Origin of the sequence: Microbacterium sp. (assembly GCF_035554235.1) — a bacterium.
Lineage (GTDB): Bacteria > Actinomycetota > Actinomycetes > Actinomycetales > Microbacteriaceae > Microbacterium.
Map to the genome: position 1 here is coordinate 1 of NZ_DATMIO010000087.1, position 26,222 is coordinate 26,222.

Sequence of the window (26,222 nt, forward strand, 5' to 3'; positions counted from 1 at the left end):
CCCGTATGGAAACCGTTAGGAACCCGGAATCCAGCTCGGCCGGGGTGTGGAATCGGGATCTGTGCCCCCATCGAGGGCATGTGCCCGCGTCCGTCGGGTACCCCGCATGCCCCTGGAGTCCCCGTTGCTCGATGTCCTCTACGTCGCCCTGACCGTCGCGCTCTTCACCCTCACCGGCATCGTCGCGAAAGCGCTGGAGACGACGGGTCCACACGCCCGCGGCGCCGCCCAGCGCGCAGCGATGGGTGAAGGGGAGCGGGGATGATCGCGCTCGAAGCCCTGGCCGCGGTGCTGGCGGTGGCGGCCCTGGTCTACCTCGTGATCGCCCTCCTGAATCCCGAGAGGTTCTGAGCGTGGACTCGGCCACCGTGTGGTTCGCCGTCCTCCAGGCGGCCACCCTCGTCCTCATCCTGGCGCTGCTCTACCGCCCGCTCGGCGACTACATCGCCTGGACCTACGCCTCGCCCCGCGACCTCGCGGTCGAGCGGGCGGTCTATCGCGTCATCGGCGTCGACGAGCGCGCCCCCCAATCCTGGCCGGCCTACGCGCGCGGGGTGCTGCTCTTCTCGCTCATCGGGGTGCTCTTCGTGTACTCCCTGCAGCGCCTTCAGGCGCTGCTTCCCGCTTCCCTCGGCCTTCCCGCCGTCCCGGAGGGGCTCTCGTTCAACACCGCGGCCTCCTTCGTGACGAACACGAACTGGCAGTCGTACTCACCCGAGCTCGTCATGGGCTACGGGGTGCAGTTCGCAGGGCTCGCCGTGCAGAACTTCACCTCGGCGGCGGTCGGCATCGCCGTCGCGATCGCGCTGGTGCGGGGTTTCGCGTCCCGCCGCTCGGGCACCATCGGCAACTTCTGGGTCGACCTCGTGAGGGGCACCTGGCGGCTTCTGCTGCCGCTGTCGATCCTCGCCGCGATCGTGCTGATCGCCGGCGGCGTCGTCCAGAATCTCAACGGGTTCACCGAGGTCGCGACCATTTCCGGCGGAACGCAGACGATCCCCGGGGGACCGGTCGCGTCGCAGGAGGCGATCAAGCTGCTCGGCACGAACGGCGGCGGCTTCTACAACGTCAACTCGGCGCACCCGTTCGAGAACCCCACCGCGTGGACCAACCTCGTGCAGACCGTGCTGATGCTGATGATCCCGTTCGCCCTGCCTCGTGCTTTCGGCCGGATGGTCGGCGACGATCGCCAGGGTTACGCGATCGTGGGCGCGATGGGCACCCTGTTCGTCGCCTCGCTCGGCGTGCTCTCGTGGCTCGAGTCCCAGGCCCTCGGCACCGCCCCGCAGCTCGCGGGCGCGGCCATGGAGGGCAAGGAGCAGCGGTTCGGGATTCTCTCGTCGACCCTGTTCGCCTCGTCGAGCACGCTCACCTCGAGCGGCGCGGTCAACTCGATGCACGACAGCTACAGCGCCCTCGGCGGCATGATGCCGATGCTCAACATGATGCTCGGCGAAGTCGCCCCCGGCGGCGTCGGGTCTGGTCTCTACGGAATGCTGGTGCTCGCGATCATCGCGGTCTTCGTGGGCGGGCTGCTCGTCGGCCGCAGCCCCGAGTACCTCGGAAAGAAGATCGGGCCGCGCGAGATCAAGCTGGCGAGCCTCTACATCCTCGTCACGCCCACCCTCGTGCTGCTCGGAACGGCGATGAGCTTCGGCATCCCGGCCGTCCGCTCCGACATCGAAGCGGTCTCGATAGGGAATCCCGGCATCCACGGCATGAGCGAAGTGCTCTACGCGTTCACGTCCGCCGCGAACAACAACGGCTCCGCGTTCGCGGGACTGACCGCCGACACGCCGTGGCTGAACACGGCCCTGGGCATCGCCATGCTGCTGGGCCGGTTCCTCCCGATCGTGCTCGTGCTCGCCCTCGCGGGATCGCTCGCGGCACAGCACCGGGTGCGCGCCACCGCCGGCAACCTGCCGACGTATCGCCCGCAGTTCGTCGGACTGCTCGTCGGCGTCACGGTGGTCTTCACCGCACTCACCTACTTTCCCGTGCTCGCGCTCGGGCCCCTGGCTGAAGGGCTTGCCTAGAAATGTCCGCCGAAACACTGATCTCTCCCCAGGGCCCCGGGCCCGTGCCACCTCGCGCCGAAGCCGCACAGGCGCCGACCCGCGCGTTCGGCTGGTCGCCCCTCGTGCACGCCGTCCCGGGCGCCGTTCGCAAGCTCAATCCGGCGGCGCTGTGGCGCAACCCCGTCATGTTCCTGGTCTGGGTGGGGGCGGCGCTGACGACCCTCATCGCGCTCGCCGAGCCGTTCGTCGGAGGCGCCACGCAGTCGGCCGGCAGCGAGGTGCCCCCCGGCTTCACGTGGGGGATCGCCGTGTGGCTCTGGCTGACGGTTCTGTTCGCGAATCTCGCCGAGTCGGTCGCCGAGGGCAGGGGCAAGGCGCAGGCGGCGAGCCTGCGCAAGACCCGCACAAGCACGATGGCCCACAGGATCGACGACTACGACGCGTCGGCGGATGCTGCGGCCGAGACGGCGACCGTGTCGGCGGTGGCGTCGGCCGACCTCACGCTGGGCGACACCGTCGTGGTGACCGCCGGCGAGCTGATCCCCGGAGACGGCGACATCGTGTGGGGCATCGCGACCGTCGACGAGTCGGCGATCACGGGGGAGTCCGCACCCGTCGTCCGCGAGTCGGGGGGCGACCGGAGTGCCGTCACCGGGGGAACACGCGTGCTATCGGACCGCATCGTGGTGCGCATCACCTCGAAGCCGGGCGAGACCTTCGTCGACCGGATGATCGCCCTCGTCGAGGGCGCGAGCCGGCAGAAGACGCCGAACGAGATCGCGCTCGGCATCCTGCTCGCGAGCCTCTCCATCGTCTTCGTGGTCGTGGTGCTGACCCTCGATCCGATCGCGTCGTATGCCGCCTCTCCCGTGAGCATCACCGTGCTCGTCGCGCTGCTGATCTGCCTCATCCCGACGACGATCGGCGCGCTGCTCTCGGCGATCGGCATCGCCGGCATGGACCGCCTCGTGCAGCACAACGTGCTCGCCATGTCGGGACGGGCCGTCGAGGCGGCGGGAGATGTCACGACGCTGCTGCTCGACAAGACGGGGACGATCACCTACGGCAACCGTCGCGCGACCGCGTTCGTGCGACTGGACGGAGTGGATGCCGACGAGCTCGCGCTCGCCGCAGCCCTGTCCTCGCTCGCCGATCCCACCCCCGAGGGCACGTCCGTCGTGGAGCTCGCCGCATCCGGGGGCATCGCGCCCGAGCGCATCCCCGGCGCGGTCTTCGTGCCGTTCACCGCGCAGACGCGCATGAGCGGTCTCGACCTGCCCGACGGCACGCAGGTGCGCAAGGGCGCCGGTGCGGCCGTCACGGCATGGCTCGAGGCATCCGGCGTCACCATCGGCGCGGCCGCGAGGGCCCAATTGACGAACGCGACCGACAGCATCGCCGAAAGCGGTGGCACCCCCCTCGTCGTCGCGACCCTCTCGCCCGGCGGCGCGGGCCGGGTTCTCGGGGTCGTCCACTTGAAGGACGTCGTCAAGGCGGGGTTGCGCGAACGCTTCGACGAGCTTCGCGCCATGGGCATCCGCACCGTGATGATCACGGGGGACAACCCGCTGACCGCCAAGGCGATCGCCGCCGAGGCCGGTGTGGACGACTTCCTCGCCGAAGCGACTCCGGAGGACAAGCTCGCCCTCATCCGGCGGGAGCAGGAGGGCGGCAGCCTCGTCGCGATGACGGGCGACGGCACGAACGACGCCCCCGCGCTCGCGCAGGCGGACGTCGGCGTCGCGATGAACACGGGCACGTCGGCGGCGAAGGAAGCCGGCAACATGGTCGACCTCGACTCCGACCCGACCAAGCTCATCGACATCGTGCGGATCGGCAAGCAGCTGCTCATCACGCGCGGGGCGCTCACGACGTTCTCGCTCGCGAACGACATCGCCAAGTACTTCGCGATCATCCCCGCGATGTTCATGGGCGTCTTTCCCGGCCTCGCGGCGCTGAACATCATGCAGCTGAGCTCACCGGCATCCGCCGTCACGAGCGCGATCATCTTCAATGCGCTCGTGATCGTGTTCCTCATCCCCCTCGCGCTGCGCGGCGTGAAGTACCGACCCGCGAGCGCATCCCGCATCCTGAGCCACAACCTGCTCGTCTACGGGCTCGGAGGCGTGATCGCCCCCTTCATCGGGATCAAGCTCATCGATCTCATCGTGAGCATCGTTCCGGGCTTCTGATCGAAGCATCAAGGAGATCTGACATGAGAAACGCGAACCTGCGCGCCACCGGCGTCGCCGTGCGCGCCATGATCGTCTTCACCGTCGTCCTGGGGATCGGGTACATGCTGCTCGTGACCGCCATCGGACAGGTGACGATGCCGTGGCAGTCGAACGGCTCGCCGGTGCAAGACGCCGACGGCACCGTGGTGGGCTCGAGCCTGATCGGGCAGTCGTTCACCGTCCCCACGCCCGTTCCACGCACCGCTGACGCGCCGCGTGGAGCCTCCGGGCGCATGGGCCCGGCCGACGGCGACCCGCTGCCGGAGTGGTTCCAGTCGCGGCCCTCCGCCGCCGGCGACGGCTATGACGGAGGAGCCTCCAGCGGAACGAACCAGGGGCCGGAGAACGCCGACCTGATCGCCGCCATCGACGAGCGGAAGACGGCCATCTCCGAGCTCGACGACGTCGATCCGGCCGACATCCCGGCCGACGCCGTCACGGCCTCGGCGTCGGGACTCGATCCCGACATCAGCCCGGCCTATGCCCTGCTGCAGGTGGAGCGCGTGGCGAAGGCCCGCGGCCTGCGGGCCGCCGACGTGCGCGAACTGGTGGAGTCTAGGATTCAGGCACGGGATGCCGGATACCTGGGCGAGCCGCGCGTCAACGTGCTCGAACTGAACCTCGCGCTCGAGGCCCTGCAGGGCTGACGGGCGGGGAAGGATGCGGGGCATGAGACGCGGACGGCTGAGGGTCCTGCTCGGTGCCGCGCCCGGCGTCGGCAAGACCTACGAGATGCTCGAGGAGGGACGACGGCTGCGGGGCGACGGGAGGGATGTCGTGATCGCCGTCGTCGAGACCCACGGCCGTGCGGCGACCCTGGCGCAGACGGAGGGTCTGCCGGAGGTGCCGCGGATCACCGCGACGCACCGCGGAGTCAGCCTCACCGAGATGGACCTCGACGGGGTGCTGCGCCGCCGCCCCGAGGTGGCCCTCGTCGACGAGCTCGCGCACACCAACGCCCCCGGGTCGCACCACGAGAAGCGCTGGCAGGACGTGCGGGACCTGCTCGACGCGGGCATCGACGTCATCACCACCGTCAACATCCAGCACATCGAGTCGCTGAACGGCGTCGTCGAGAAGATCACCGGCGTCGTGCAGCGCGAGACGATCCCGGATTCGGTCGTGCGCGCCGCCGAGCAGATCGAGGTCGTCGACCTCGCCCCGCAGTCGCTGCGCGACCGCCTCTCCGCGGGCTCGATCTATCCGACCGAGCGCATCGACGCGGCACTGTCGAACTACTTCCGCCTCGGGAACCTCACCGCCCTGCGCGAGCTCGCGCTGCTGTGGCTGGCGGATGAGGTCGACAGCGCGCTGAAGGACTACCGCGCAGAGCATGGCATCGATTCCGCCTGGCAGACCCGCGAGCGGGTGGTCGTGACGCTGACCGGCGGGCCCGAGGGCGAGACGCTCCTGCGGCGCGGCGCGCGCATCGCGGCGCGGTCTGCCGGCGGCGAACTGCTCGCGGTGCATGTCACCCGGCAAGACGGGCTGCGCACCGGTCACCCCGAACTGCTCGCCGCCCAGCGCGCGCTGGTCGAGTCGCTCGGCGGCAGCTACCACCAGGTGGTGGCGGATGACGTCCCCCGAGCGCTCGTGGAGTTCGCGCGTGCGCACGCGGCGACCCAGCTCGTGATCGGCGTCAGCCGGCGGGGCCGCCTGGCCGCCGCCCTCACGGGCCCGGGCATCGGCGCGACGGTGATCCGCGAGTCCGGCGACATCGACGTGCACATCGTGACGCACTCCGCGGCGGGCGGCAGGTTCGCCCTGCCCCGAATCACGGGAGGAGCCCTCAGCGTGCGCCGCCGCGTGCTCGGTTTCGCCCTCGCGCTCGTCTGCGGCCCTCTCCTGACCTGGCTGCTCGTCAGCACGCGCACACCGGAGTCGATCACGATCGAGGTGCTCGCCTATCAGCTGCTCGTCGTGCTGGTCGCGCTCGTCGGCGGGATCTGGCCGGCGCTGTTCGCCGCCGTGCTGTCCGGGCTCACCCTCGACATCCTCTTCGTCGCCCCGCTCTACACGGTGGAGGTCTCGGATCCGCTGCACATCTACGCGCTCCTGCTCTATGTGGCGGGCGCGGTCGTGGTCAGCTACATCGTCGATCAGGCGGCGCGGCGTGCCCGCTCCGCCCGACGCTCCGAGGCTGAGGCCGAACTGCTCGCGACGGTTGCGGGCAACGTGCTGCGCGGCGAGAGCGCCGTGCCGGCTCTGGTCTCGCGCACGCGCGAGGCCTTCGGGCTGGCAGGGGTGCGCATGCTCGCCCCCGACGGACACGTGATCGCGGCGGATGGCGAGCCCCTCGCCGACGGCCGCCACATCGACGTTCCGGTGGGACGGCGAGGTGTGCTCGAACTGAACGGTGACGACCTCGATGTCTCCGAGCGGCGGCTGCTCGATGTCATCGTCTCCCAGCTCGATGCGGCCCTCGAACACACCGACCTCGCCGAGACGGCGGCCGCGGCCGACGCGCTGGTCGAGACCGACCAGGTTCGCAGCGCCCTCCTCTCCGCCCTCAGCCACGACCTTCGACGCCCGCTCGCGGCGGCCGTCGCGGCGGTCAGCGGGCTGCGCTCGCCGGGCGCAGCGATGACGGACGACGATCGACGCGAGCTCCTCGCGACCGCCGATGAGAGCCTCGAGACGCTCAGCGCGCTCGTCACCGACCTTCTGGATGTCAGCCGCGTTCAGGCGGGGGTGCTGGCCGTGTCGCTCGCGCCCGTCGACGCGGCGGACGTGGTGCTGTCGGCCATCGATGAACTCGATCTCGGTCCCGGTTCGGTCGAGCTCGCGCTCGATCCCGACCTGCCCCTGCTGCGCGGAGACGGAGTGCTGCTCCAGCGCGTCGTGGTGAATGTGATGGCGAACGCCGCGCGCTACGCACCGCCCGGATCCCGGGTGCGGGTGACGACCAGCCGGCTCGGCGGCATCGCTCAGATCCGGGTCATCGATCACGGCCCCGGTGTCATCTCCGAGCGCAGGGATGAGATCTTCACCCCCTTCCAGCGGCTCGGCGACACCGACAACACCACCGGCCTCGGCCTCGGACTCGCGCTGTCGAAGGGCTTCACCGAGGGGATGGGGGGCACGCTCACTGCTGAAGACACGCCCGGTGGTGGGCTCACGATGGTGATCACCCTGCCGACCGCCGACCGCGAGGATGGGGAACGATGAAGATTCTGCTCGCCGACGACGACCCTCAGATCGTGCGCGCCCTGCGCATCACCCTCACCGCGCACGGCTATGACATCATCACGGCCGATGACGGGGCATCCGCCATCGCTGCCACGGCATCCGCTCACCCCGACATCGTCATGCTCGATCTCGGGATGCCGCGTCTGGACGGCATCCAGGTGATCGAGGCTCTGCGCGGGTGGACGAACGTCCCGATCCTCGTGGTTTCGGGCCGAACCGGTGCGGCCGACAAGGTCGATGCGCTCGACGCGGGGGCGGATGACTACGTGACGAAGCCGTTCCAGATGGACGAGCTGCTCGCGCGGCTGCGCGCCCTCACCCGTCGCGCGGCACCCGCGGGGCCGGTGTCCGAGCCGGTGGTCCGCTTCGGGGACGTCACCGTCGATCTGGTCTCGAAGACCGTCACCCGGGCGGAGGCGTCCGTGCGGCTGACGCCGACGGAGTGGCACGTGCTGGAGTTCCTGGCCCGCCACCCCGGCATGCTGGTCTCGCGGCAGACGCTGCTGACCGAGATCTGGGGCAGCGAGCACATCACCGACACCGGCTACCTCCGGCTCTACATCGCGCAGCTGCGCAAGAAGCTCGAAGCCGACCCGGCCCGGCCGCGGCACATCCTCACCGAGTCCGGGATGGGCTACCGACTCGTGCTGGATTCCTGAGGCGAAGCGGTCAGGGGCTCGGCGCGAGGGGCTGCCGGTGCGGGCGCCCCGACCGGGAACAGCACGCGGGCCAGTGCCCATCCGAGTGCCGCACCGACCAGTTGCGCGGCGATGAACGGCAGGGCGGATGTCGGCGCGATGCCGGCGAAGGTGTCGGTGAACATGCGCCCGACCGTGATGGCCGGGTTGGCGAAGCTGGTGGATGACGTGAAGAAGTACGCCGCCCCGATGTAGGCGCCGACGGCTGGCGCAGCGAGGTGCGAACGGCCCGTCCGGACGAGCGCGAAGATGACCAGGATGAGGCCGGCCGTGGCGACCACCTCGGCGAGCAGAAGATGCCACCCGGATCGATCGGTCGTGCTCCATGCGACCGCGGGTGCCGCGAACATGAGATTGCCGAGGATGGCACCGGCGATGCAGCCGAGCACCTGCGCCGGGAGGTAGCTCGCGGCGACAGACCATTTCCGCCGGTGCAGCACGATGTCGACGAGGGTCACGACGGGATTGAAATGCGCGCCGGACACGGGCGCGAACACGAGGATCAGCACCGCGAGGCCGAGGGCTGTGGCGAACGCGTTCTCGAACAGCTCGAGGCCGACATCGCCGGGGGAGAGGCGCTCGGCGGCGATGCCGGATCCGACGACGACGGCCGCCAGCCCCGCACTGCCCAGGAACTCGCCCACCGCGGCGCGCACGCCGGCGCTCACGAGGCGACGAGCAGACGGGAGACGCGGTCGAGGGCCCCCGGCACGAGCGCGAAGTAGGCCCAGGTGCCGCGCTTGCTGCGGGTGAGGAACCCCGCGTTGGTGAGGATCTTCAGATGGTGCGACACGGTCGGCTGGCTGAGCCCGACCGGCTCGATCAGATCGCACACGCAGGCTTCTGCATCCCTCGATGAGGCCACGATAGAGAGCAGGCGCAGGCGCGCCGGGTCTGCCAGGGCCTTCATCGTCGTCGCCAGCTGTTCGGCCTCTGCCGGCGAGATCGGTTCGCGCACCAGCGGAGCACAGCAGGTCGCGGCGGTGACATCCGTCACGTCGAGCATCGTCGTCATATATCGAGAGTAGTCGATATTGACAGGCATCAATAGTTGGCCGCAGAATCGTATCGAAGTTCATCGATATCCGTGGAGGTACCTGTGACACTGCTCGATCTGACGCCCCGCGTCACCGGAACCGATCGCCGCACGACACTGCCCGTGGCGATCATCGGCGCCGGGCCGATCGGCCTGGCCGCGGCCGCCAACCTCGTCGAGCGAGGCATCGATTTCGTCGTCTTCGAAGCCGGCGACGAGGTTGCCGCGAGCGTCCGCGCATGGGGTCACACGCGACTGTTCTCGCCCTGGAAGCACCTGGTCGACCCGGCATCGCGCCGACTCCTCGAGGCGCGGGGCTGGGAGATGCCGGATCCGGAGCGCGCTCCGACCGGCACCGAGCTCGTCGATGGATATGTCGCCCGGCTGGCAGAGGTCGACGAGATCGCCTCGCGGATCCGGACCGGCGTGGAAGTGATCGGCGTGACGCGGGCGGGCATGGACCGCACCCGCACGAGGGCGCGCGCCGCCACACCGTTCGCGCTGCGCATCCGAACCGCGGGCGGCGAGGTCGACGAGATCGCGGCACGCGCCGTGATCGACGCGTCCGGGACGTACCGTTCGCCGAACTCGCTGTCATCCGGCGGGCTCGACCTCCTGGGGATGGCCGACATCGCCGATCGCGTCACCCCCGCACTCCCCGACGTGCTCGGCCGCGACCGCGATCGGTTCGCCGGGCGCAGCGTCACGGTGGTCGGTGCGGGGCACTCCGCCGCCAACTCGCTGCTCGGTCTGGTGGAACTCGCACGCCAGGAGCCGGGCACCACCGTCACCTGGCTGATCCGCAACGCGCAGGCCGTGCGCGTGTCATCCTCAGCCGATGACGAGTTGGCAGACCGCGCGCGGCTGGGCTCCCGTGTCGACCGCGCTGTCGCCGACGGCCTGATCACCGTGCTGGACGGATTCGAGATCGTCCGCGGGCGACGCACCGCCGACGCGGTCGAACTGGTCGGGCATCGACGCGGCGAGGTCGTCACCCACGTCACCGATGTGGTCGTCAACGCGACGGGCTTTCGCCCCGACCTCGGCATCCTGCGCGAGATCCGGCTCGAGCTGGACGAGATCGTGGAAGCGCCCAGGCGTCTCGCGCCTCTGATCGATCCCAACGTCCACTCCTGCGGCACCGTGCAACCGCACGGCTTTCGCGAACTCGCACACCCGGAGCAGGGCTTCTTCATCGTGGGGATGAAGTCGTACGGGCGCGCGCCGACCTTCCTGCTCGCCACGGGTTACGAGCAGGTGCGCTCCGTCACGGCCGCGCTCGCGGGTGACACCGCGTCGGCCGCCGACGTGCAACTCGTGCTACCCGCCACCGGTGTCTGCTCCACCGATCTCGGCGCCGGAGGCGCCTGCTGCTCGTGATTCGCGTTCGCGAGATGACCACGCCGGACTGACCTGCGGTCGGAAGGATCTGCGCGCAGGGACGCTGGATAGACTGTCGTCTATGAATCGGCGCTCGGACCCGGGAGGCCTCACCACGCTGGGGGATCCGACGCGGGCACGGATCCTCCGGCTGATCCGCGATTCCGAAGATGGACGTGCGCTGGTCGGCGGTCTCGCCGCAGCGCTCGGTCTGCGGCAGCCCACCGTGAGCCATCACATGAAGGCACTTCACGCCGACGGTGTCGTCGTGCGCGAGCCGGACGGGCGCCGCGTCTGGTACTCGATCGCTCCCGAACATGCCGATAGGGTCGACGCCTTGCTGGGCGGTACCGCTCGCACGGCCCCGGCCCCGGACCTGGCGCGGATCGCGAGCGATCTCGCGGTCCGTTTCCGCGGCGTGTTCAGCCCGGAGACCGTTCGGGCGAATGTCGACGAGAGCTACGAGCTTCTGGCCCGCGGCTCTCAGTCGCCGATGCTGTCAAGCCGCACAGCGGCATTCGCTGCGGCCCGCCTGGATGCGCTGAGCCGGGCGGGCTCACGCGCCGACGGCGTTCCGACCGTCCTCTTCGTCTGCGTGCAGAACGCGGGGCGCTCCCAGCTCGCCGCAGGAATCCTCAGACAGCTCGCGGGAGACCGGGTCGCCGTGCGGACCGCGGGGTCGCAGCCCGCGGGCGACGTGCGTCACACGGTCGTCGCCGCGCTCGACGAGATCGGCATCCCGCTCGGGTCGGAGTTTCCGAAGCCGCTGACCGACGAGGCGGTGCGTGCCGCCGACGTGGTGGTCACGATGGGGTGCGGCGACGCCTGCCCTGTCTACCCGGGGCGCCGCTACCTGGATTGGGATCTCGAGGACCCGGTCGGCAAACCCATCGAGCGGGTGCGCGCGATCCGGGACGACATCGAGCGCCGAGTGCGCGAGCTCCTGGATGAACTTGTGCCCGAGAGTTCAGACACCGTTTCCTCTGATCAATAGATGTTGGTCTATGCTTTCGAGAAGAGAGAAAGCGAGACCTTCATGACTCACAAGCCCACCGTTCTGTTCGTGTGCGTCCACAACGCCGGCCGTTCGCAGATGGCGGCAGGATACCTCCGCGCCCTGGGCGGCGACGCGGTCGAGGTTCTCTCGGCCGGTTCCGCGCCGAAGGACACCATCAATCCCGTTGCGGTGCAGGCGATGGCCGAAGAGGGCATCGACATCAGCGAGCACACACCGAAGGTCCTGACCGTCGACGCCGTCCGCGAGTCGGATGTGGTGATCACCATGGGCTGCGGCGACGCGTGCCCGATCTTCCCGGGCAAGCGCTACGAAGACTGGGAACTCGACGATCCGGCCGGGCAGGGCATCGACGCGGTGCGTCCGATCCGCGACGAGATTCGCGCCCGCATCGAGACGCTTCTCACCGAACTGCTCCCGAACTGACCTGTCGCATTCGGCCGCTGTAAGACCCGAGAAGGAAGCACATGCATCTTGTCGCCATCGGCGGGAGCGACGCGGGAATCTCCGCCGCGCTCCGCGCGCGGGAGCTGGATCCCTCCGTCGACGTGACCGTGGTCGTCGCGGACGCGTACCCGAACTATTCGATCTGCGGCATCCCGTACTACTTCTCGGGCGACGTCCATCCGTGGCAGTCCCTCGCACACCGCACGCACGCCGACCTCGAGGCGACCGGCATGCGCCTCCGGCTGGACACTCTCGCGACCGAGATAGACGTGGCGGGGCAGCGCCTCACGGTCCGCGATGCGACGGGCGAGTCATCCATCGCCTACGACGAGTTGATCGTGGGCACGGGCGCCCTCCCGGCCTTTGCCGGCATCCGCGGTCTCGACCAGCTCGGCCCGGGCGACGGCGTACACGTCATCCACTCCATGGGAGACACATTCGCCCTCGACGAGCACCTCGCTCACCGTGCCCCGCGCACTGCGATCATCATCGGAGCGGGATACGTCGGCCTCGAGATGGCCGAAGGCTTCACCGCCCGGGGAATTCGGGTCACGCAGCTCCAGCGCGGCCGCGAGGTGCTGTCGACGCTCGACCCCGAACTGGCCGCCGCGGTGCACGCCGAACTGCTCGAACACGGGGTCGACGTGCACACGGACACCACCGTGACGGCCGTCGAGAAGACCGCCGCAGGCCTCGTCGTGCACGCCGAGTACGGCGGCGAGCACGTCTCGCACACCGCCGATCTGGTGCTCGCCGTCGTCGGAGTCCGGCCGAACACTGCGCTTCTCGAGCGGGCGGGCGCCGGCCTCGGTGCCGGACGCGCCGTGGTCGTCGACGAGCACATGCGCACCGGCATCCCGCACGTCTTCGCCGCCGGCGACGGCGTCGTCACCCATCACCGCCTTCTCGGCGTGACCTACCTGCCGCTCGGCACGACCGCGCACAAGCAGGGGCGCATCGCCGGCGAGAACGCGCTCGGCGGACGTGCACGGTTTGCGGGCTCCGTGGGCACGCAAGTGGTGAAGGTGTTCGACGTGGTCGCCGCTCGCACCGGGCTGCGAGAGCACGAGGCCGCGGCCGCCGGATATTCGCCGGCATCCACCCAAGCCGTCGCCGACGACCACAAGCGGTACTACCCGGGAGCGCAGCCGATCAGCATCCGCATCACGGGCGACACCGACACCGGCCTGCTGCTCGGCGCCCAGCTCGTCGGCCGGCTCGGCACCGAGACCGCGAAGCGGGTGGATACGTATGCGACCGCCCTCTTCGCCGGTCTGACGGTCGAGCAGATCAGCGACCTCGATCTCTCGTACACGCCGCCGCTCGGCTCACCGTGGGATGCCGTGCAGGCCGCCACCCAGGCCTGGTCCCGGGAGCACACCGCTGCGGCGGTGCGCGCATGAACCCGAGGGATGTTCAGCTGCGGCGAGGCCTCGCTACCGTGGCTGGCTTCGTGACGATGAGACCCGGGCTGCCGCTTCCCGGGTGAGTACCCTTGTCACGGTGAAGACCGACCTCAAGAAGGAGCTCGCCTCCTATCGCGCCCGGCGCGGGGAGTTCGCGCTCGTCGACGTGCCGCCGCTGCGCTACCTGATGATCGACGGTCACGGTGACCCGAACACGCAGGCCTACGCCGACGCGATCGCGACCCTTTATCCCGTCGCCTACAAGCTCAAGTTCATGAGCAAGAACGAGCTCGACCGGGACTATGTCGTGATGCCGCTCGAAGCCCTGTGGTGGGCCGACGACATGGCGAGCTTCACGAGCGATCGCGACAAGTCGCGGTGGGACTGGACGGCGATGATCCTCGTCCCGGACTGGATCACCGGCGACCAGTTCACCCGAGCGCGCGCCGCAGCGAGCGACGCACCGGGGATCGAGAAGCTCCGCCTCGAGACGCTGGAGGAGGGCCGCTGCGTTCAGACCCTCCACCTCGGTCCGTTCGACGACGAGGGCCCGGTGCTCGATGCGATGCACCACGTCGTCATCCCCGAGCGCGGTCTGCGGATGACCGGCAAGCACCACGAGATCTACCTGAGCGACATCCGGCGCACCGATCCCGCGAAGCTGCGGACGATCCTGCGTCAGCCGGTGGCCGACGCGGTGTAGCGGGCGCCTTTCGACGGAACGGGTCAGACCTCTCCGGCGTCCACCGCCGCGGCGAGGTAGCGCACCGCCGCTTGTCGCCAGTTGAGGGTCACGTGTGCGTGCGTCATTTCGGCGTCGCGCTTCGCGCGTGACACCGGGTGGCTCGGGAAGCCGGCCTTCGCACCGGTCAACGCGTGAATGCGATTCACGGACCGGAGGGCGGCTCGGACGGCCAACGCGTTGTCCCGTTGTTCCGAAGCGAGGTCGTGCTCTGTGGGGGTGTCGTGACGGGCAGAGCGCTCGGCGGAAATGCGACTGCGGGATTCGACGATGAGGCGTGCAGCGTCGGCATCACCCGCGGCGTCCGCGAACTCGGTCGCGACATAGTCCTGGTCGATCAGGCGTACCTCACCGCCGAGCGCATTCGCAACGCGGGTGTTCGATGCGCCCGTCTCAATGAAGTGCCGCACAGCGCCCAGGGCGGAGCCCACGGCGACCGACGCGAACGTGAAGCGGCCGTGCGAGGGCCACGGCGCATACATGGCATCGAAGGTCGGGTGCAGCTTCCGACGGTCCCGCAGCTTGAACACGGTGTCTTTCGTGAGCTGGGCCCGATGTTCGGGAACGAAGACGTTTTCAACGGCTTTGGTGCGGCTTCCGGTCCCGCGCAGCCCGGTGGGCGTCCAGTCGTCGATGGTGAGCGCCTCCTCGCGTGGGACGAGAAACATGTAGCCTTCCTTCTCCTCGCCGACGGGGGCGTTGAAGATCAACCACTCCGAGAAGTCCGAACCGCTGCAGAAACCCCACGCCCCGCTGAGGAGATAGCCGCCGTCGACACGCTCGGCCGTGGCCTTCATGTTGAGGTTGGTGTTGCCTGCGAGTGTTCGGTAGGTGTCATCCCCCCAGATCTCCTCCTGCACGAGCTCCGGATAGGCGAGGATCGCCATGTTGTCGGAGCTGAGGATCGAGAATACCCATGCGGTCGAGGCGCATCCCTGCGCGAGTGTCATCGCGACCATCGCGTGGTCATGCTCGCTCAGTTCCAGGCCCCCGAACTTCTTCGGCTTGAGGATGTGAAGGAGGCCCGCATCCTGGACGGCACGGTACACGACTCCTGGGATCCGGCGGTTGGCGTCGGTGTCGGCGGCGTGCTCGCGCAACAGCGGCACCAGGTCGCGCGCCGCTGCGAGAATGTCCTCCGACGTCATGTTGGGATCGGGCGGCGTCGCTGGATTCTCGAGGCGGCCGATGTCGAGGATGTCGAAGTTCGAATCGGTGATGGTCATCTCTCTCTTCCTTCCCGGGCCTCCGAGCACGCCGATGAACGTCGTATAGACGCGCAGAGGTGCGTCGGAGCCCAGCTCGGCTGGTGTAGTGCAAGTGGTCCCGATTTGCGCAGTTGTGTCGTGCGTTGCCGCGTGCTGAGGATGCCGATCACACTGATCCCCATCCCCACTGAGCGGACTGGACCCGGACGGCGCTGTACTGCGGTCCGCCCGCGGTGACCTGGCCATCCGACCCCGAAGGGTCTGCCGAGCGGTTTCTCTCCTGCGACCGGATGATGCGCTGAGACAGGTGCTCGGCGGTGCGCTGCATCCGTCGGACGAGACGTTCGTACGATTGCTGGTCGGCCAGGCGAGGAAGCCCGATCGCATACAGTGCCAGCACGACGTCTCCGTCGGCGCCGAAGACAGGGACCTGAACAACGACCACCTTGTTCCAGGAGAAGCCTTGATCGGTCTCGATCTGCCGGCGCATTGTCGCGATGTCGGCCCACATGCGTGCGTATGAGTCGCGGTCGGTGTGGGATCCCCGGATGAGCCGCATGAAGCGTTCGGTCATGGCGCGGTCGCCGGCAATGGCGTAACCACGCTCACGGACACCGCTGAGTTGTCGTTCGATGAGATCACGATCGACCGCGCCCGTAAGGTGGCGAGATGCCTCCTCCCACGCATGCCTCTTCGCTGCAGGCGCCCACGCGGCGAAAACGGAGGCGATCGGGGCCGCCCAGGGGTGCGACGCCCCGACATTGTCGTATGAACCGAACGGCGAGTGCGGGGCGAGGGACGCGAGGGTGACCACCGAGTCACCCAGTTGTGTGTTGACCGTGATCTCGACATCCAGCTCATCCGCCAGCGCCTCCAGCTCGCCCTCGGCTGTGGACGCCCACCGAAGACGCTCGATGAATGCACGGGAGTCGTACCTCTCGCTCGGCGCGGCGAACGAGCCATAGCCTGCTCTCCGAAACAGCAAGGGCATCTCCGCCGCCACAGAGTCAGCGCCGAAGTCCTGTACGCGACCGATCACGAACACGTGATCACCGTGAGTCTGCGCACTTTCAATCGTGGCGTCGAACCATACGGCCGCTTCCGCCAGGCGCGGTGAGCCGGCGGGCGAATCGACGAAGCGGGCCATCGTCCATCGGTCCGGCGACTTCTGTGCGAACGCTCGGCATATGGCCTCATGCTCGGCGGCCAGGACGCTCACGCTGAACTGTCCGTTGCCGATCAACTTCGGCAGCGTGCTCGAATGCACACCCGCGAAAAAGCCGACGAGCGGAGGCTCTTCGCTGACGGCGACGAAGCTGCCGATTGCCATACCGGCCGGCTCTCCCTCGCCCCCGCGCGAAGTGACCAGGCACACCCCCGTCGGATACTCTCCGAGGACGGCCCGCCACCACGCCGACTTCTCGCGCCGCACCTGAACGTCGTCGACCGCGTGAGACGGCATCGTCATTCCCCGTCCATAACCCAGGCACTACTGCAGTGCTTCGACGGGCGTGAACCCGGTGCCATTGAACTGTTGAACGACGATGCCTCCCATAGCCGGTAGCCCGTCCACGGTGGTCGCGATGGCACCGCCAGGGAGGAGGAACGGCGCGTCGAACCCCTCGATGGAGCGCAACGCCTCCATGAAGCTCTCCCGCGTCGGCGCCTCCATGGCCATGAATGCCTGTTCGAGGACCGAGGCGCCGATCCAGCTCCACACGCACTGCGGGAAGCCCGGCACCCCGTCCTGCTTGGTGTGCTCGGCGAGCGCGTCCAGGAACACCTTGCCTTCTTCGCTCGACTGGAAGTCCGGGGAGCCTGCATTCTGCGAGGATGCGGTGGTGTATATGCCGGGGAATGCGTCGGCTACCCCGGACGGCGTCAGGAACGCCGCAGGGCTTGCGGACGTGGAAGGGAGGAACCAGCTCGGCGTCCAGCCGACCTGGGCCGCCTGCTGCAGGGAGCCGATCACGAGCGGCGCGAGCGACGACATGGCGTTGAAGAAGATGTCAGCGTCGGTGGACGCGAGGTCGGTGATCTGTGCTGCTACTTCCGTAGCGGACGCTTCGTATCCGATCTCTTTCACTATCTCGACGTTGTCCGCGCCCTCGATGGCAGTCTTGAATCCATCGACGTATCCACGGCCGAAGTCATCGTTCTGATACAGCACAGCGACCCGGTGGTTTTCGGTCGAGTCAGCGAGAAGCCGCCCGAACGCCTCGCCCTCCTGTTGATAGATCGGTAGCAGCCCGAGTTGCCACGGGCTCTGTTCGCGATCGCTGAAGATCGGGTCGCCGGTCTGCAGCAGCACCTGCGGAAACTCTTCGGCAATGGCAGCCTCGCGCCACGCACGATTCGTGGGAGTGCCCAAGCTGAAGGCAGCCCCGAACAGATCGTCCGCGACCATCTGCTGAAAGTTGGCGAGAGCCCGCTGCGGGTCGTAGGCGTCATCGTATGCCTTCAGCTCGACGGTCCTCGTCTTCCCATCACCGAATTCGACACCACCCTCAGCGTTCTTGGCTTCGAAGTACGCGACGGCCCCGTCGACAGCGCAGTTGCCTACCCCCGCAGCGTTGCCGGTAAGCGGAGACGTGATGCCGAAGGTGATCGAGGTGTCGGTGATGCCCGGCGAGGAGACGGGCGTATCTCCGCCTGTTCCTTCGGAGGCCCCGCGGCTGCAGCCAGCGAGGAGAAGGGTCGCAATGCCGATCGACGCCACCGTGACCGTGACTCGTTGGTTAGCGCTGGTTCTGTTCATGGCAACACTGCCTCTCATCTTCTGCGATGCACAAATCGCCCGCTCGTCCTTGAGCTGGCATGCCCCGAAACTTTCAATCGACGTCTCCGGGGGGATCCGAGATGTGTTTCTGGGTTGATGCCAACTATGCGATCGCGACGTTCACCGATCAAACACAACAATTCGACGAAGAAACCCGGTCCAGGTGTGGATAGGCTGGCGAAGTGCCAATAGACGACACGATTGGCGCCGGTGTGGCGCGCGGAGAGTTGACCTTTCGCCAGCTCTCCCATTTCGTCGCGGCAGCAGAGGTGGGAACGATTTCGGGTGCCGCGGATCGGCTCCGCTTCTCGCCATCGGCGATCTCGGCCTCCATCACAGAACTGGAGAGGGCGCTCGGGGTCGAGCTCTGCATCCGCCGTCGAGCTCAAGGCATCACGCTGACATCGACCGGCAGGCTGGTGCTGACCAGGGCGAAGCGACTGCTCTCCGACGTCGCCGAACTGGGGTGGGCCGTTCGCGGGGACGGCCACGAACTCGTGGGGCCTTTGGTCGTTGGGTGCTTCGTTACCCTCGCACCGGCCCTGCTCCCGCGCCTGCTGGAAGAGTACGAGAATCTGCACCCGCGCGTCACGATCGACTTCGTCGTCGGCGCGCAGGACGAACTGCTGCACGCCCTGCATTCCGGAGCGATCGATGTCGCGCTGATGTACGACCTCGGAGGATGGGCGGCGATCAACAGGTTCGCGCTCTTCGAGGCACGCGGCTATGCCCTGTTCGGCGAGAAGCATCCGCTCGCGATTCGCGACGGCGACACCGTCACACTCGAGGAACTCGCTCCAGAGCCCCTCGTGCTGTTCGACCAGACACCCAGCACGCGCTATGCGATGTCGATGTTCGAGGCACGCGGACTCACACCGCACGTCCGCCACACGACTCACGCCTTTGAACTGACACGATCCATCGTTGCTCGTTCGGATTCCGCATACGCGGTCCTCGTTCAGCGCCCTCCGAACAAGAAAAGCTACGAGGGACTGCCGGTCATAGAAAAGGAGATCATCCCGCCGCCGCCTGCAGTCTCAGTTGTGCTTGCCTGGGCAGGCGAAGTCGAGCTCTCGGCGCGCGCGCGAGCGCTGGCCGACATCCTTCACAGCGACTATCCCGCGCGATGAGGCACCAGTCCCAACTGGCGCCTCAAAAGTAAGTCATGACCAGCTGTACTCTCCCGTCGGCGTGGTTCTAGAACGAGATGTCATGAATGTCGTCGTGGTGACACTAGACATGTAGAAGCACTCATCAACCCCAAGGGATCCATGTACGACGCCGATGCCGACGCCGAGCTCATTCGGCTCGCTGTGATCGGTGACCGCGGGGCATTCTCGGCGCTGTTCGCTCGCCATTCCAAGGCCGTGTACGTCTACGCCTGGGCAATGACGCGGAACGATCGGGACGCGGAGGACATCACACAAGAGGTATTCGTCGTTGCGTGGCGTCGACTGAGCGCGATCCGCATCGTGGAGTCATCCGCCTTGCCGTGGCTGCTCGTGACGTGCAGAAATATGGGTCGTAATGCACTTCGGGCCCGGCGCGACACGCTTTCCCTTGACGAGTCGCTGCTTCCTGGGGATCACACACGGCAAGAGCGCCTCGAAGAACTGAGCTGGGTACAGGCGGAAATCAGCCGGCTCGGGGGGATGGATCGCCGCGTCGTGCACCTGTGTCTCGTCGAGGGCTACTCGTATGCCGAGGCCTCGGAGCACCTCGGTATTACGCGAGCCGCCATCGCGAAGCGCGTCGAGCGACTCAGGGCCACGTTGCGGCTCACCTTGAGGGGTGAGTCATGACGGCTCCGCGGGAAGGCATCTACCTGGATGCGGCGCTTCAGGTTATCGGCCAGCATGTGGATGAGCGCATCGACGAACTTTTGCGCAGGCGTCGTCTGCGAGTGAGGATCGGCATCTGCGCGCTGGCGATGCTGACACTCGCGACAGGGTCTGTGGCCGCGGTCGCGCTCACCTCGAGCGTTCCGGACGCCCTTGTCTCCGCGCCGACAGCGCGGGTGGATGGCGAGTTGCGTTGTGTCGAGGGTGTGGACGCAAGCGCCCCGGCCTACTTCTCGGTGCGGTACTCGGGCCAGATAGAGGTCGATCCGGTCGACTGGTGCTCAGCGGCATGGGCTGCGTTGGATGCCGATCCCGAAGGGGTCTCCGCCGCGAGCCCGGACCGTCTGATCGCGTTGGCGGCCGAGCTGGCCAGCTCTCACGTTCAGTCTGCGATCGACGAGACCCAAGTACGCGAGGCCACATTCGGCCTCATCACGACCGGCGGAGGATTCGGGCTCCCCGCCATGGCCGCGTGCACGCGGCCTGACGACCCGCGCGTCACCGTCATCTCGGTGGCGCGCGGGTCGGAGCCCACAGACCCCGCGAGCTGGGCGAAGCGGTGCGCTGCCGAAGACTCTCGAGTGGCCGGCGCGCCGTGAGCCTTCGCGCCGTGCCCGGCCCCCTGACCCGGCTCCTCCGACAGCCGCTTCGTGCGGCCGCCATAGTCCTCCTCGTAACGATCGCCGTCGCCGCATCTGGCATTCAGAGCGCCGCCGCGGCAGCTTTGCAGGCGACGCTGGATGACGAGTGGCGGGGAACATACGACATCCTCGTGACTCCACCCGACGCGATGAACCCGATCAATGGCATGCTGCCGCCGAATACGCTGGCAAGCACTGGTGAGGGAATGACGCTGGATGATCTGGCCGATGTTCGAGCAGTGGGGGGTGTGGAGATCGCCGCGCCCATCGGCGAAGTGCTGGTGCCCGCCCTGCGGTTTGCGCAAGCCAGGGTGGCGATTCCCCGCGGTTTCGTCGGGGCCAGCGAGCAGCCGCAGGCGTATCGAGTAACGGCGACCTATTCCACGAACGACGGCCTGGGGGAGCGCCTCGTCGAAACCCGCACCCTGAAGGTGGTCGTGGATGAGGCCGCAGCAACCCGACCAGAGCCCGACATCTCCGCCTGCATGCAGGGCGAGAGCTCCTGGCAAGGCCGACGCGGAAGCTACGAAGCGGACCCGGTGAAGTATCCTGCGCTACGCCTCGCGAGCTGCAAGCACAGCGTGCAGGGCGATGGTGTCACGATCATCTCGGACGGCAACCAGTACTCCTCCACACGGGACGGGTGGGGCCCGCGGGACGCCGCGCTGAGCGTCACCCTTCCCAGCGCTCCGCAGACCATCACCCGCGTGACGCTGATCGACCCCGTGGCGGAACGTGCGCTGCTCGGACCCAAGGGGGCTTTCCTCGATCCCCTAGCGGCAGTCGCGCCTACGGTTTCCACGTCGCTCGCCGACATGGAAGCGTGGGCGACAGCGGCGAGGGATGCATTCGGTGACAGATTCCTCGATCAACTCGCACGTGGTACCGCGGCCACCGATGCCAGCTATTCGGATGGCGAGCTCGACGACTTGCGCCGCCTCTTCGCAGACAATGGCGACGACTGGGACGAGATGATGAGGGAGGGCCGCGAGGACGTCCGCTATGCGCCCATCATGGTGTCCGAGGCTACTGTCGCGGATCTGCAGCTCAAGATCGACGTCGAGGCCTTCGGTGCGGCACCGGCGGTCACCCGCGCCGACGGTTCAGAGCCCTACGCTCTCCCTGACGGGCTTGCGGACGGTGCGGCAGGTACTCCAGTGGGCAGCTCTGTCGGCGATGTGTCCGGTCTGCTGAATCCGTTCATCGCGGTGGCGCCCGCATTGGTTTGGCCGGGAGCGGATCTTGATGCCGCGGCCGGCGTCCCGGACTGGGACTCCCTGAGCATCATGGCCACGGGATCGTTGCGTTCACCCGAGTACGCGAATGATGCTGGCGGCATTGCGCTCAATGCGACAGGCTATCGCTCGCCGATCCATGAGAACGCGATGCCGATTGAAGCCTTCAGGCTCAAGGACGATCCGTCCGATCTCGGCGTCGAGGCTGCATATGCCGGAGTGATTCCTGACGGGACCGGCAGCACCGCGATCGTAGCGACGCCGATCGGCTCCTTCGACCCGGCCGAACTCGGCATCGACGAAGGCGCCGCAGACTATGTGCCCCTCGGCGCGTATGCGCCCGTCGGATCCACCATCTCCGACGGCGACCATGAGGGTGTCACTATGCTGCCCAGCCTGGCCGGCCTCGGACTTGTCTCACCTCGCACGGCTGCGATCGCGTCGATCGGCAGTGCAGGGCTCTGGGGGGACGACGCTCCGATCGACGCCATCCGAGTACGCGTCGGCGGCATAAGCGGCTACACGGCAGACGCCACGCGCGAGGTCGTCACAGTGGCGCAGGCCATCGAGGCGCTTGGCTTCAGCACCTCGATCGTCGCGGGCTCCTCTCCCGCCGACGTCGACGTCACGGTTGGAGGTTACGCGTTCGGCGTTGCGAGCCCTGACACCGCGCAATCCGTCGGAACCCTCGGTGCCGTCACGCAGCGGTGGTCGGAACTCGGAGCGGCCGCCCGCGTCGAGCTGTCGGTGTCGGCTTCGACCCTCGTCGTATTCGGTATCGCGCTCACGGCGGCGGCGTCGCTCCTCGGCGCAGTGCAGCTCGCGGGCATCAGTGCACGACGTGAACAGTCGACGGTCATGCGCGAGATCGGCTTGACCAAGCCGCAGATCATCGGGTGGCTGGCATCGGAGGAGGTGCCCGGCCTCGCGATCGTCGCCGCCGTCGCCGCGGCGTCTTACCTGCTCTCCGGAGGTTCGTCGATCTCGGCGATCGCCGCCGTGCTCATGGTCGCAGTCGTGGCGATCCTGGCGGTCGCTTCGGTGGTCGCCGGATCGCGCCGCGCCTCCCGGCACGGAGGGTCAGCGCCCCGCCGCACACTCGGTGCGCGGTCGGTCGCGGGTTTCGGCGCCCGACAAGCACTCGTGCATCCGCTCACCACGCTCGTGCACGGGCTCTCCATTGTGATCGTCGGGCTCTCGTCCACCGGCCTCGTCGCGGTGGTCCTCAGCGCCCGCGCCGATGCTGGTGATAGCAGCCTGGCCGCACTCGTGAGCAACAGCCAGTTGCTGCCGCAGGTTCTGCTCGGAGGAGTCGGGATCGCCGGCGGCATCCTGCTCGCCCGTCTCACCCGCCGCCTCGATCTGGAGCGTCGCGCGGCACAATGGGAGACGCTGCGAGCAGCCGGCTGGTCGAGTGGAGAACTCGCCCGCGCGCAGCGTGCGGAGAGCCTCGTCATCGTCGTCCCATCGATTGTCGTCCTGGGCGTTACCGCCTGGTTCGGTGCGACGATGCTCGGGCTGGAGCCGCCCCCACTCTTCGCCGTCGTCGCCGTCGTCGCCGGAGCAGTCGGGGCGCTGGTCGCTCTCACAACACGTCGTAAGGGATTTGCCTGATGAGTCATGCAGCGACACAAGGTTCGTCATCCAGGGGTCGGCTCATGGCGCCCTCGCCGCCTGTTGCCCTGAAAGGCGTCACTATCCAGTACGAGCGCCCGTCTGACGGGCCACTAGAGATCGTGCACGACTACGACCTCACACTTGAACGCGGGGCAATGCACTGTCTCGCCGGACGCAGCGGTTCAGGCAAAACCAGCATTCTTCGCGTCGCTGCCGGACTCATCCCTCCCGCCGCGGGTTCCGTCAGCTGGGATGGGCTGGAGATCACCGGACTCGCGGACGACGTCGTCACAGCAAAGCGGCGCCGACACGTGGGGTACCTCGACCAGCGAGGCAACCTGATCCCCGGGCTGACAGCGCTCGAGAACGTCTTGCTGCCGGGGGTTCCGGAGCGTCGCACTCGTGAACTCGCGCGGCGTGCCCGCGACCTCATGAATCGGCTCGGGGTGGGTGCACGCGCCACGCACCATATCGATCGACTTTCGGGTGGTGAGCGGCAACGAGTGGCGTTTGCCCGTGCGCTGCTCCTGCACCCCGGCGTCGTGATGGTGGACGAGCCGACAGCGAGCCTCGATCGCGCGAGCGCCGACTCCCTCATCGCCATGCTGCGCGATCTCGTCGATGACGGGTACGCCGTACTCGTGGCGTCGCATGACGAGGGGTTGATCGCCGCCGCCGATTCTCGGACCTGGCTCACGTGAGGGGCGCGCTGGACTGAGTCCGGTGGATGGGGTGCCCTGGCTACGGTCCACCGCTCACGCCGCCGAATCGTGCCCCGATGGTCGAACCTGCCACGTCGCCGCCCAGCCGGATGGGGAGGGGGCAGTTGTGGTCGCTCTGAGCGGGCGGATGCGGCACTAACTGCCACGTTGCGGCGGCTGAGCGGGGGCGGATGCGGCACGACCTGCCACTTTGCGCGGTCTGATCGGGCGTCGCCGTCTAGGTAGCAGCAGGTGTGCACGCGGCTGAATCGACGCGCGATCCCTCGAGACCTGGGATCGGGGAGCGGAGGATGGGGGATTCGAGCTCCGATTTTCTGGGATGCGAGTACCCTATTCTGCCGCGTGGTCGCGACGACGGTTCGATCTTCATGATGCTGACGTCGTTGACGACGTCAAGACTCAACGCACCGACATCCGCCTGATCTTCTCGGCGTAGCCGTCGAGCACTTCGAAGATCCCGCGGTGCTGCCACACGCGGTTCCGGCTCTTCCCCGTGCTCTCGGTGAGCACACCGCGATCGGTGAGCGTGTCCAACGCGCGAAGCGCGCCCATCTCACCTAAGCCGAGGGTGCTCATGAGGTACTTCGTGTTCACCGCGGGTTGACCGACGAGAGCGGGGAGGATCCTCCACGCCGCCGCATCGGAACGCAGACCCTTCAGCTTTTGGCGGGAGTCCTCGAGTTGCGCGACGAGGTCGTCGACGAGCTGGGTCCCTGTGGTGGCGGCGATCCGACTGGCCGAGGCGAACTCACTGACGATCGGCTCGGCATCTCCGGAGCGGAACGCGGTCAGCGCAGCGAAATAGCGCTCGGTGTCGACGAGGAGCCCAGCCGATATCGGCACGGCAGTGGACCCGACGAGTCCCTTGTTGCGCAGGATCGACTGCGCGAGTGCGCGCCCCGTGCGGCCGTTGCCATCGGGAAAAGGGTGGATGGTCTCGAACTGGGCGTGCGCGACGGCGACCTGCACAAGCACGGAGATGTCTTGGCGCTTGACGAAGCCCACCAGATCCGCGACGGCGCCGGGAATGCGGTCATGGTGGGGAGCTACAAACTCTGCGAGGCGGGGGCCGGCCTCACCGGGACCGATCCACACTTGCTCCGAGCGGTAGCGACCAGCGTCCTCCTCGAAGCCGCGTTGGTGGAGCATCAGCGCCTTGTGCATCGCGAGGATCGAGTCCTCGCTGATGTCGTCCGATAGTCGCAGCGCTGCTTCCATGGCGCGGACGTTGCCGATGACGGTGAGCGCGTTTGCCTTGTCGCCCTCGTCGATCTCGGCGAGGGCGAGCTGCTTCGCCGACGTCGTCAATTGCTCGATCTGCGAACTGGACGCCGACTCTGTGCGCAGCAGGATGGCCGCCATTGGCCCCAGCGCCGGGTCGTCGGTACCCAGCCGGCTCTTTGCATGCTTGTCGAATACCACGAGCTCCCGGGTCGCGTCCTCGACGTTGGCGGAGATATCACCGGGAATGCGGGGATTCCAGTCCAGGATGAGTGCCGTGACGGTGGCGTCATACGGGCCGGTCTGGCGCAGTACCTCGGCGCGCGAGTGCATCTCGGGCGCCTGCGGTTTCCAGTCGTATGGCTCACGCGACACTGCCTCGATGGGAATGCTCGCGGCGGAGGGTGTGGGCATAGACCCAGTGTACCAACACTTATAATGGTAAGTGTTGGTAATTCCCTTCTCTCCTACAGGGCTCGAGGTTTGGGTGCCGAGATGCGAAGTGTTGTCACCGCGAACCGACACCAACAGTTAGACGTGCAGCTGTTGGTAACGTCTCCGGTGCCCCGCACGTGCGGCGGTCACCAGGTGAGCCAGCACTATCACCGTCATCCGCCTCGACACCGGCGAAATCCTCAGCGAAACCACACCGACCCAACCCGGGGCTATTGGCGAAACCAACTCACCCCACCCGGCAGATGGCCCCAGAGAACGACCGATGTCTCGCGACAGATGAGACACATGTCGCGAGACATCACAGAGCGGAGGATAGGGGATTCGAACCCCTGAGGGC

Annotated in this window: 23 protein-coding genes; 17 read left to right on the forward strand and 6 right to left on the reverse strand. The window is 67.8% G+C overall.

All coding sequences use genetic code 11. From position 1 onward, the window contains the following. Positions 1-106 precede the first annotated feature (106 nt). The 7 genes from VNT50_RS04240 to VNT50_RS04270 are packed head-to-tail and all read left to right on the forward strand — an operon-like array spanning position 107 to position 8,100. Positions 107-265, forward strand: coding sequence for a hypothetical protein (locus VNT50_RS04240; RefSeq protein WP_325483856.1), 159 nt, complete (start codon positions 107-109; stop codon positions 263-265). Next, a complete protein-coding gene (gene kdpF, locus VNT50_RS04245; protein WP_325483857.1) occupies positions 262-351 on the forward strand; it encodes a K(+)-transporting ATPase subunit F in 90 nt (29 codons plus the stop codon). Before VNT50_RS04240 ends, kdpF begins: the two co-directional genes overlap by 4 nt. Before the next feature lie 2 nt (positions 352-353). Further along, positions 354-2,036 (forward strand): potassium-transporting ATPase subunit KdpA, encoded by a 1,683-nt coding sequence (kdpA, locus tag VNT50_RS04250; RefSeq protein ID WP_325483858.1) that lies wholly within the window; start codon positions 354-356, stop codon positions 2,034-2,036. Positions 2,037-2,038: 2 nt separating this feature from the next. Then, positions 2,039-4,210, forward strand: coding sequence for a potassium-transporting ATPase subunit KdpB (gene kdpB / locus VNT50_RS04255; protein WP_325483859.1), 2,172 nt, complete (start codon positions 2,039-2,041; stop codon positions 4,208-4,210). Positions 4,211-4,233: 23 nt separating this feature from the next. Beyond that, positions 4,234-4,899, forward strand: a complete 666-nt coding sequence (locus tag VNT50_RS04260; protein WP_325483860.1) for a potassium-transporting ATPase subunit C — start codon at positions 4,234-4,236, stop codon at positions 4,897-4,899. Between the two features lie 22 nt (positions 4,900-4,921). Beyond that, positions 4,922-7,420, forward strand: a complete 2,499-nt coding sequence (locus VNT50_RS04265; protein WP_325483861.1) for an ATP-binding protein — start codon at positions 4,922-4,924, stop codon at positions 7,418-7,420. Then, complete coding sequence (locus VNT50_RS04270) at positions 7,417-8,100, forward strand: response regulator transcription factor (RefSeq protein WP_325483862.1); 684 nt, start codon at positions 7,417-7,419, stop codon at positions 8,098-8,100. Before VNT50_RS04265 ends, VNT50_RS04270 begins: the two co-directional genes overlap by 4 nt. On the opposite strand, the gene VNT50_RS04275 is transcribed toward VNT50_RS04270, so the two are convergent. After that, complete coding sequence (locus tag VNT50_RS04275; protein ID WP_325483863.1) at positions 8,076-8,807, reverse strand: MIP/aquaporin family protein; 732 nt, start codon at positions 8,805-8,807, stop codon at positions 8,076-8,078. The two genes, VNT50_RS04270 and VNT50_RS04275, sit on opposite strands and share 25 nt — an antisense overlap. Continuing rightward, a complete protein-coding gene (locus VNT50_RS04280; protein ID WP_325483864.1) occupies positions 8,804-9,154 on the reverse strand; it encodes a metalloregulator ArsR/SmtB family transcription factor in 351 nt (116 codons plus the stop codon). Before VNT50_RS04280 ends, VNT50_RS04275 begins: the two co-directional genes overlap by 4 nt. 84 nt (positions 9,155-9,238) lie before the next feature. On the opposite strand from VNT50_RS04280, the gene VNT50_RS04285 reads away from it, so the two are divergent. From VNT50_RS04285 to VNT50_RS04305, 5 genes are all read left to right on the forward strand, one after another. Continuing rightward, entirely contained in the window at positions 9,239-10,555 is a 1,317-nt protein-coding gene (locus VNT50_RS04285) for an NAD(P)-binding domain-containing protein (RefSeq protein ID WP_325483865.1), read from the forward strand. An 82-nt stretch (positions 10,556-10,637) separates the two neighbouring features. Next, positions 10,638-11,549 carry a metalloregulator ArsR/SmtB family transcription factor gene (locus VNT50_RS04290; RefSeq protein WP_325483866.1) on the forward strand — a complete coding sequence of 304 codons (912 nt, stop codon included), beginning with the start codon at positions 10,638-10,640 and terminating at the stop codon, positions 11,547-11,549. A 42-nt stretch (positions 11,550-11,591) separates the two neighbouring features. Further along, the gene (locus VNT50_RS04295) at positions 11,592-11,996 is read left to right on the forward strand and encodes an arsenate reductase ArsC (protein WP_325483867.1); all 405 of its coding nucleotides are present in this window, start codon (positions 11,592-11,594) and stop codon (positions 11,994-11,996) included. Positions 11,997-12,037: 41 nt separating this feature from the next. Further along, complete coding sequence (locus VNT50_RS04300) at positions 12,038-13,420, forward strand: FAD-dependent oxidoreductase (protein WP_325483868.1); 1,383 nt, start codon at positions 12,038-12,040, stop codon at positions 13,418-13,420. Between the two features lie 100 nt (positions 13,421-13,520). Continuing rightward, the gene (locus tag VNT50_RS04305; RefSeq protein ID WP_325483878.1) at positions 13,521-14,126 is read left to right on the forward strand and encodes a GyrI-like domain-containing protein; all 606 of its coding nucleotides are present in this window, start codon (positions 13,521-13,523) and stop codon (positions 14,124-14,126) included. 23 nt (positions 14,127-14,149) lie between these two features. Here VNT50_RS04305 and VNT50_RS04310 read toward each other — a convergent pair whose 3' ends face one another. The 3 genes from VNT50_RS04310 to VNT50_RS04320 all read right to left on the reverse strand — a co-directional run bounded on the left by VNT50_RS04310 (position 14,150) and on the right by VNT50_RS04320 (position 18,131). Beyond that, the gene (locus tag VNT50_RS04310) at positions 14,150-15,391 is read right to left on the reverse strand and encodes an acyl-CoA dehydrogenase family protein (protein ID WP_325483869.1); all 1,242 of its coding nucleotides are present in this window, start codon (positions 15,389-15,391) and stop codon (positions 14,150-14,152) included. Between the two features lie 148 nt (positions 15,392-15,539). Next, on the reverse strand, positions 15,540-16,841 hold the full coding sequence (locus VNT50_RS04315) for a flavin reductase (RefSeq protein ID WP_325483870.1): 1,302 nt from the start codon (positions 16,839-16,841) through the stop codon (positions 15,540-15,542). Positions 16,842-16,862: 21 nt separating this feature from the next. Beyond that, a complete protein-coding gene (locus tag VNT50_RS04320; RefSeq protein WP_325483871.1) occupies positions 16,863-18,131 on the reverse strand; it encodes an ABC transporter substrate-binding protein in 1,269 nt (422 codons plus the stop codon). Between the two features lie 203 nt (positions 18,132-18,334). Between VNT50_RS04320 and VNT50_RS04325 the strand changes: the two genes are divergently transcribed. From VNT50_RS04325 to VNT50_RS04345, 5 genes are all read left to right on the forward strand, one after another. Next, the gene (locus VNT50_RS04325) at positions 18,335-19,282 is read left to right on the forward strand and encodes a LysR family transcriptional regulator (RefSeq protein WP_325483872.1); all 948 of its coding nucleotides are present in this window, start codon (positions 18,335-18,337) and stop codon (positions 19,280-19,282) included. A 141-nt stretch (positions 19,283-19,423) separates the two neighbouring features. After that, the gene (locus VNT50_RS04330; RefSeq protein ID WP_325483873.1) at positions 19,424-19,954 is read left to right on the forward strand and encodes an RNA polymerase sigma factor; all 531 of its coding nucleotides are present in this window, start codon (positions 19,424-19,426) and stop codon (positions 19,952-19,954) included. After that, positions 19,951-20,592: a hypothetical protein gene (locus tag VNT50_RS04335; protein ID WP_325483874.1), complete on the forward strand. Its 642-nt coding sequence runs from the start codon at positions 19,951-19,953 to the stop codon at positions 20,590-20,592. The genes VNT50_RS04330 and VNT50_RS04335 overlap by 4 nt, the downstream gene beginning before the upstream one ends. A gap of 11 nt (positions 20,593-20,603) precedes the next feature. Beyond that, the gene (locus VNT50_RS04340) at positions 20,604-23,483 is read left to right on the forward strand and encodes a hypothetical protein (protein WP_325483875.1); all 2,880 of its coding nucleotides are present in this window, start codon (positions 20,604-20,606) and stop codon (positions 23,481-23,483) included. Positions 23,484-23,527: 44 nt separating this feature from the next. Further along, complete coding sequence (locus VNT50_RS04345; protein ID WP_325483876.1) at positions 23,528-24,187, forward strand: ABC transporter ATP-binding protein; 660 nt, start codon at positions 23,528-23,530, stop codon at positions 24,185-24,187. Between the two features lie 420 nt (positions 24,188-24,607). Here VNT50_RS04345 and VNT50_RS04350 read toward each other — a convergent pair whose 3' ends face one another. Then, positions 24,608-25,843 (reverse strand): Fic family protein, encoded by a 1,236-nt coding sequence (locus VNT50_RS04350; RefSeq protein ID WP_325483877.1) that lies wholly within the window; start codon positions 25,841-25,843, stop codon positions 24,608-24,610. Positions 25,844-26,222 lie beyond the last annotated feature (379 nt).

Coding starts and splice junctions, on each gene's coding strand:
- VNT50_RS04240 (WP_325483856.1), top strand. CDS start 107: ATGCCCCTGGAGTCCCCGTTGCTCGATGTCCTCTACGTCGCCCTGACC.
- kdpF (WP_325483857.1), top strand. CDS start 262: ATGATCGCGCTCGAAGCCCTGGCCGCGGTGCTGGCGGTGGCGGCCCTG.
- kdpB (WP_325483859.1), top strand. CDS start 2,039: ATGTCCGCCGAAACACTGATCTCTCCCCAGGGCCCCGGGCCCGTGCCA.
- VNT50_RS04260 (WP_325483860.1), top strand. CDS start 4,234: ATGAGAAACGCGAACCTGCGCGCCACCGGCGTCGCCGTGCGCGCCATG.
- VNT50_RS04265 (WP_325483861.1), top strand. CDS start 4,922: ATGAGACGCGGACGGCTGAGGGTCCTGCTCGGTGCCGCGCCCGGCGTC.
- VNT50_RS04270 (WP_325483862.1), top strand. CDS start 7,417: ATGAAGATTCTGCTCGCCGACGACGACCCTCAGATCGTGCGCGCCCTG.
- VNT50_RS04280 (WP_325483864.1), bottom strand. CDS start 9,154: ATGACGACGATGCTCGACGTGACGGATGTCACCGCCGCGACCTGCTGT.
- VNT50_RS04290 (WP_325483866.1), top strand. CDS start 10,638: ATGAATCGGCGCTCGGACCCGGGAGGCCTCACCACGCTGGGGGATCCG.
- VNT50_RS04295 (WP_325483867.1), top strand. CDS start 11,592: ATGACTCACAAGCCCACCGTTCTGTTCGTGTGCGTCCACAACGCCGGC.
- VNT50_RS04300 (WP_325483868.1), top strand. CDS start 12,038: ATGCATCTTGTCGCCATCGGCGGGAGCGACGCGGGAATCTCCGCCGCG.
- VNT50_RS04310 (WP_325483869.1), bottom strand. CDS start 15,391: ATGACCATCACCGATTCGAACTTCGACATCCTCGACATCGGCCGCCTC.
- VNT50_RS04315 (WP_325483870.1), bottom strand. CDS start 16,841: ATGACGATGCCGTCTCACGCGGTCGACGACGTTCAGGTGCGGCGCGAG.
- VNT50_RS04320 (WP_325483871.1), bottom strand. CDS start 18,131: ATGAACAGAACCAGCGCTAACCAACGAGTCACGGTCACGGTGGCGTCG.
- VNT50_RS04330 (WP_325483873.1), top strand. CDS start 19,424: ATGTACGACGCCGATGCCGACGCCGAGCTCATTCGGCTCGCTGTGATC.
- VNT50_RS04335 (WP_325483874.1), top strand. CDS start 19,951: ATGACGGCTCCGCGGGAAGGCATCTACCTGGATGCGGCGCTTCAGGTT.
- VNT50_RS04345 (WP_325483876.1), top strand. CDS start 23,528: ATGGCGCCCTCGCCGCCTGTTGCCCTGAAAGGCGTCACTATCCAGTAC.
- VNT50_RS04350 (WP_325483877.1), bottom strand. CDS start 25,843: ATGCCCACACCCTCCGCCGCGAGCATTCCCATCGAGGCAGTGTCGCGT.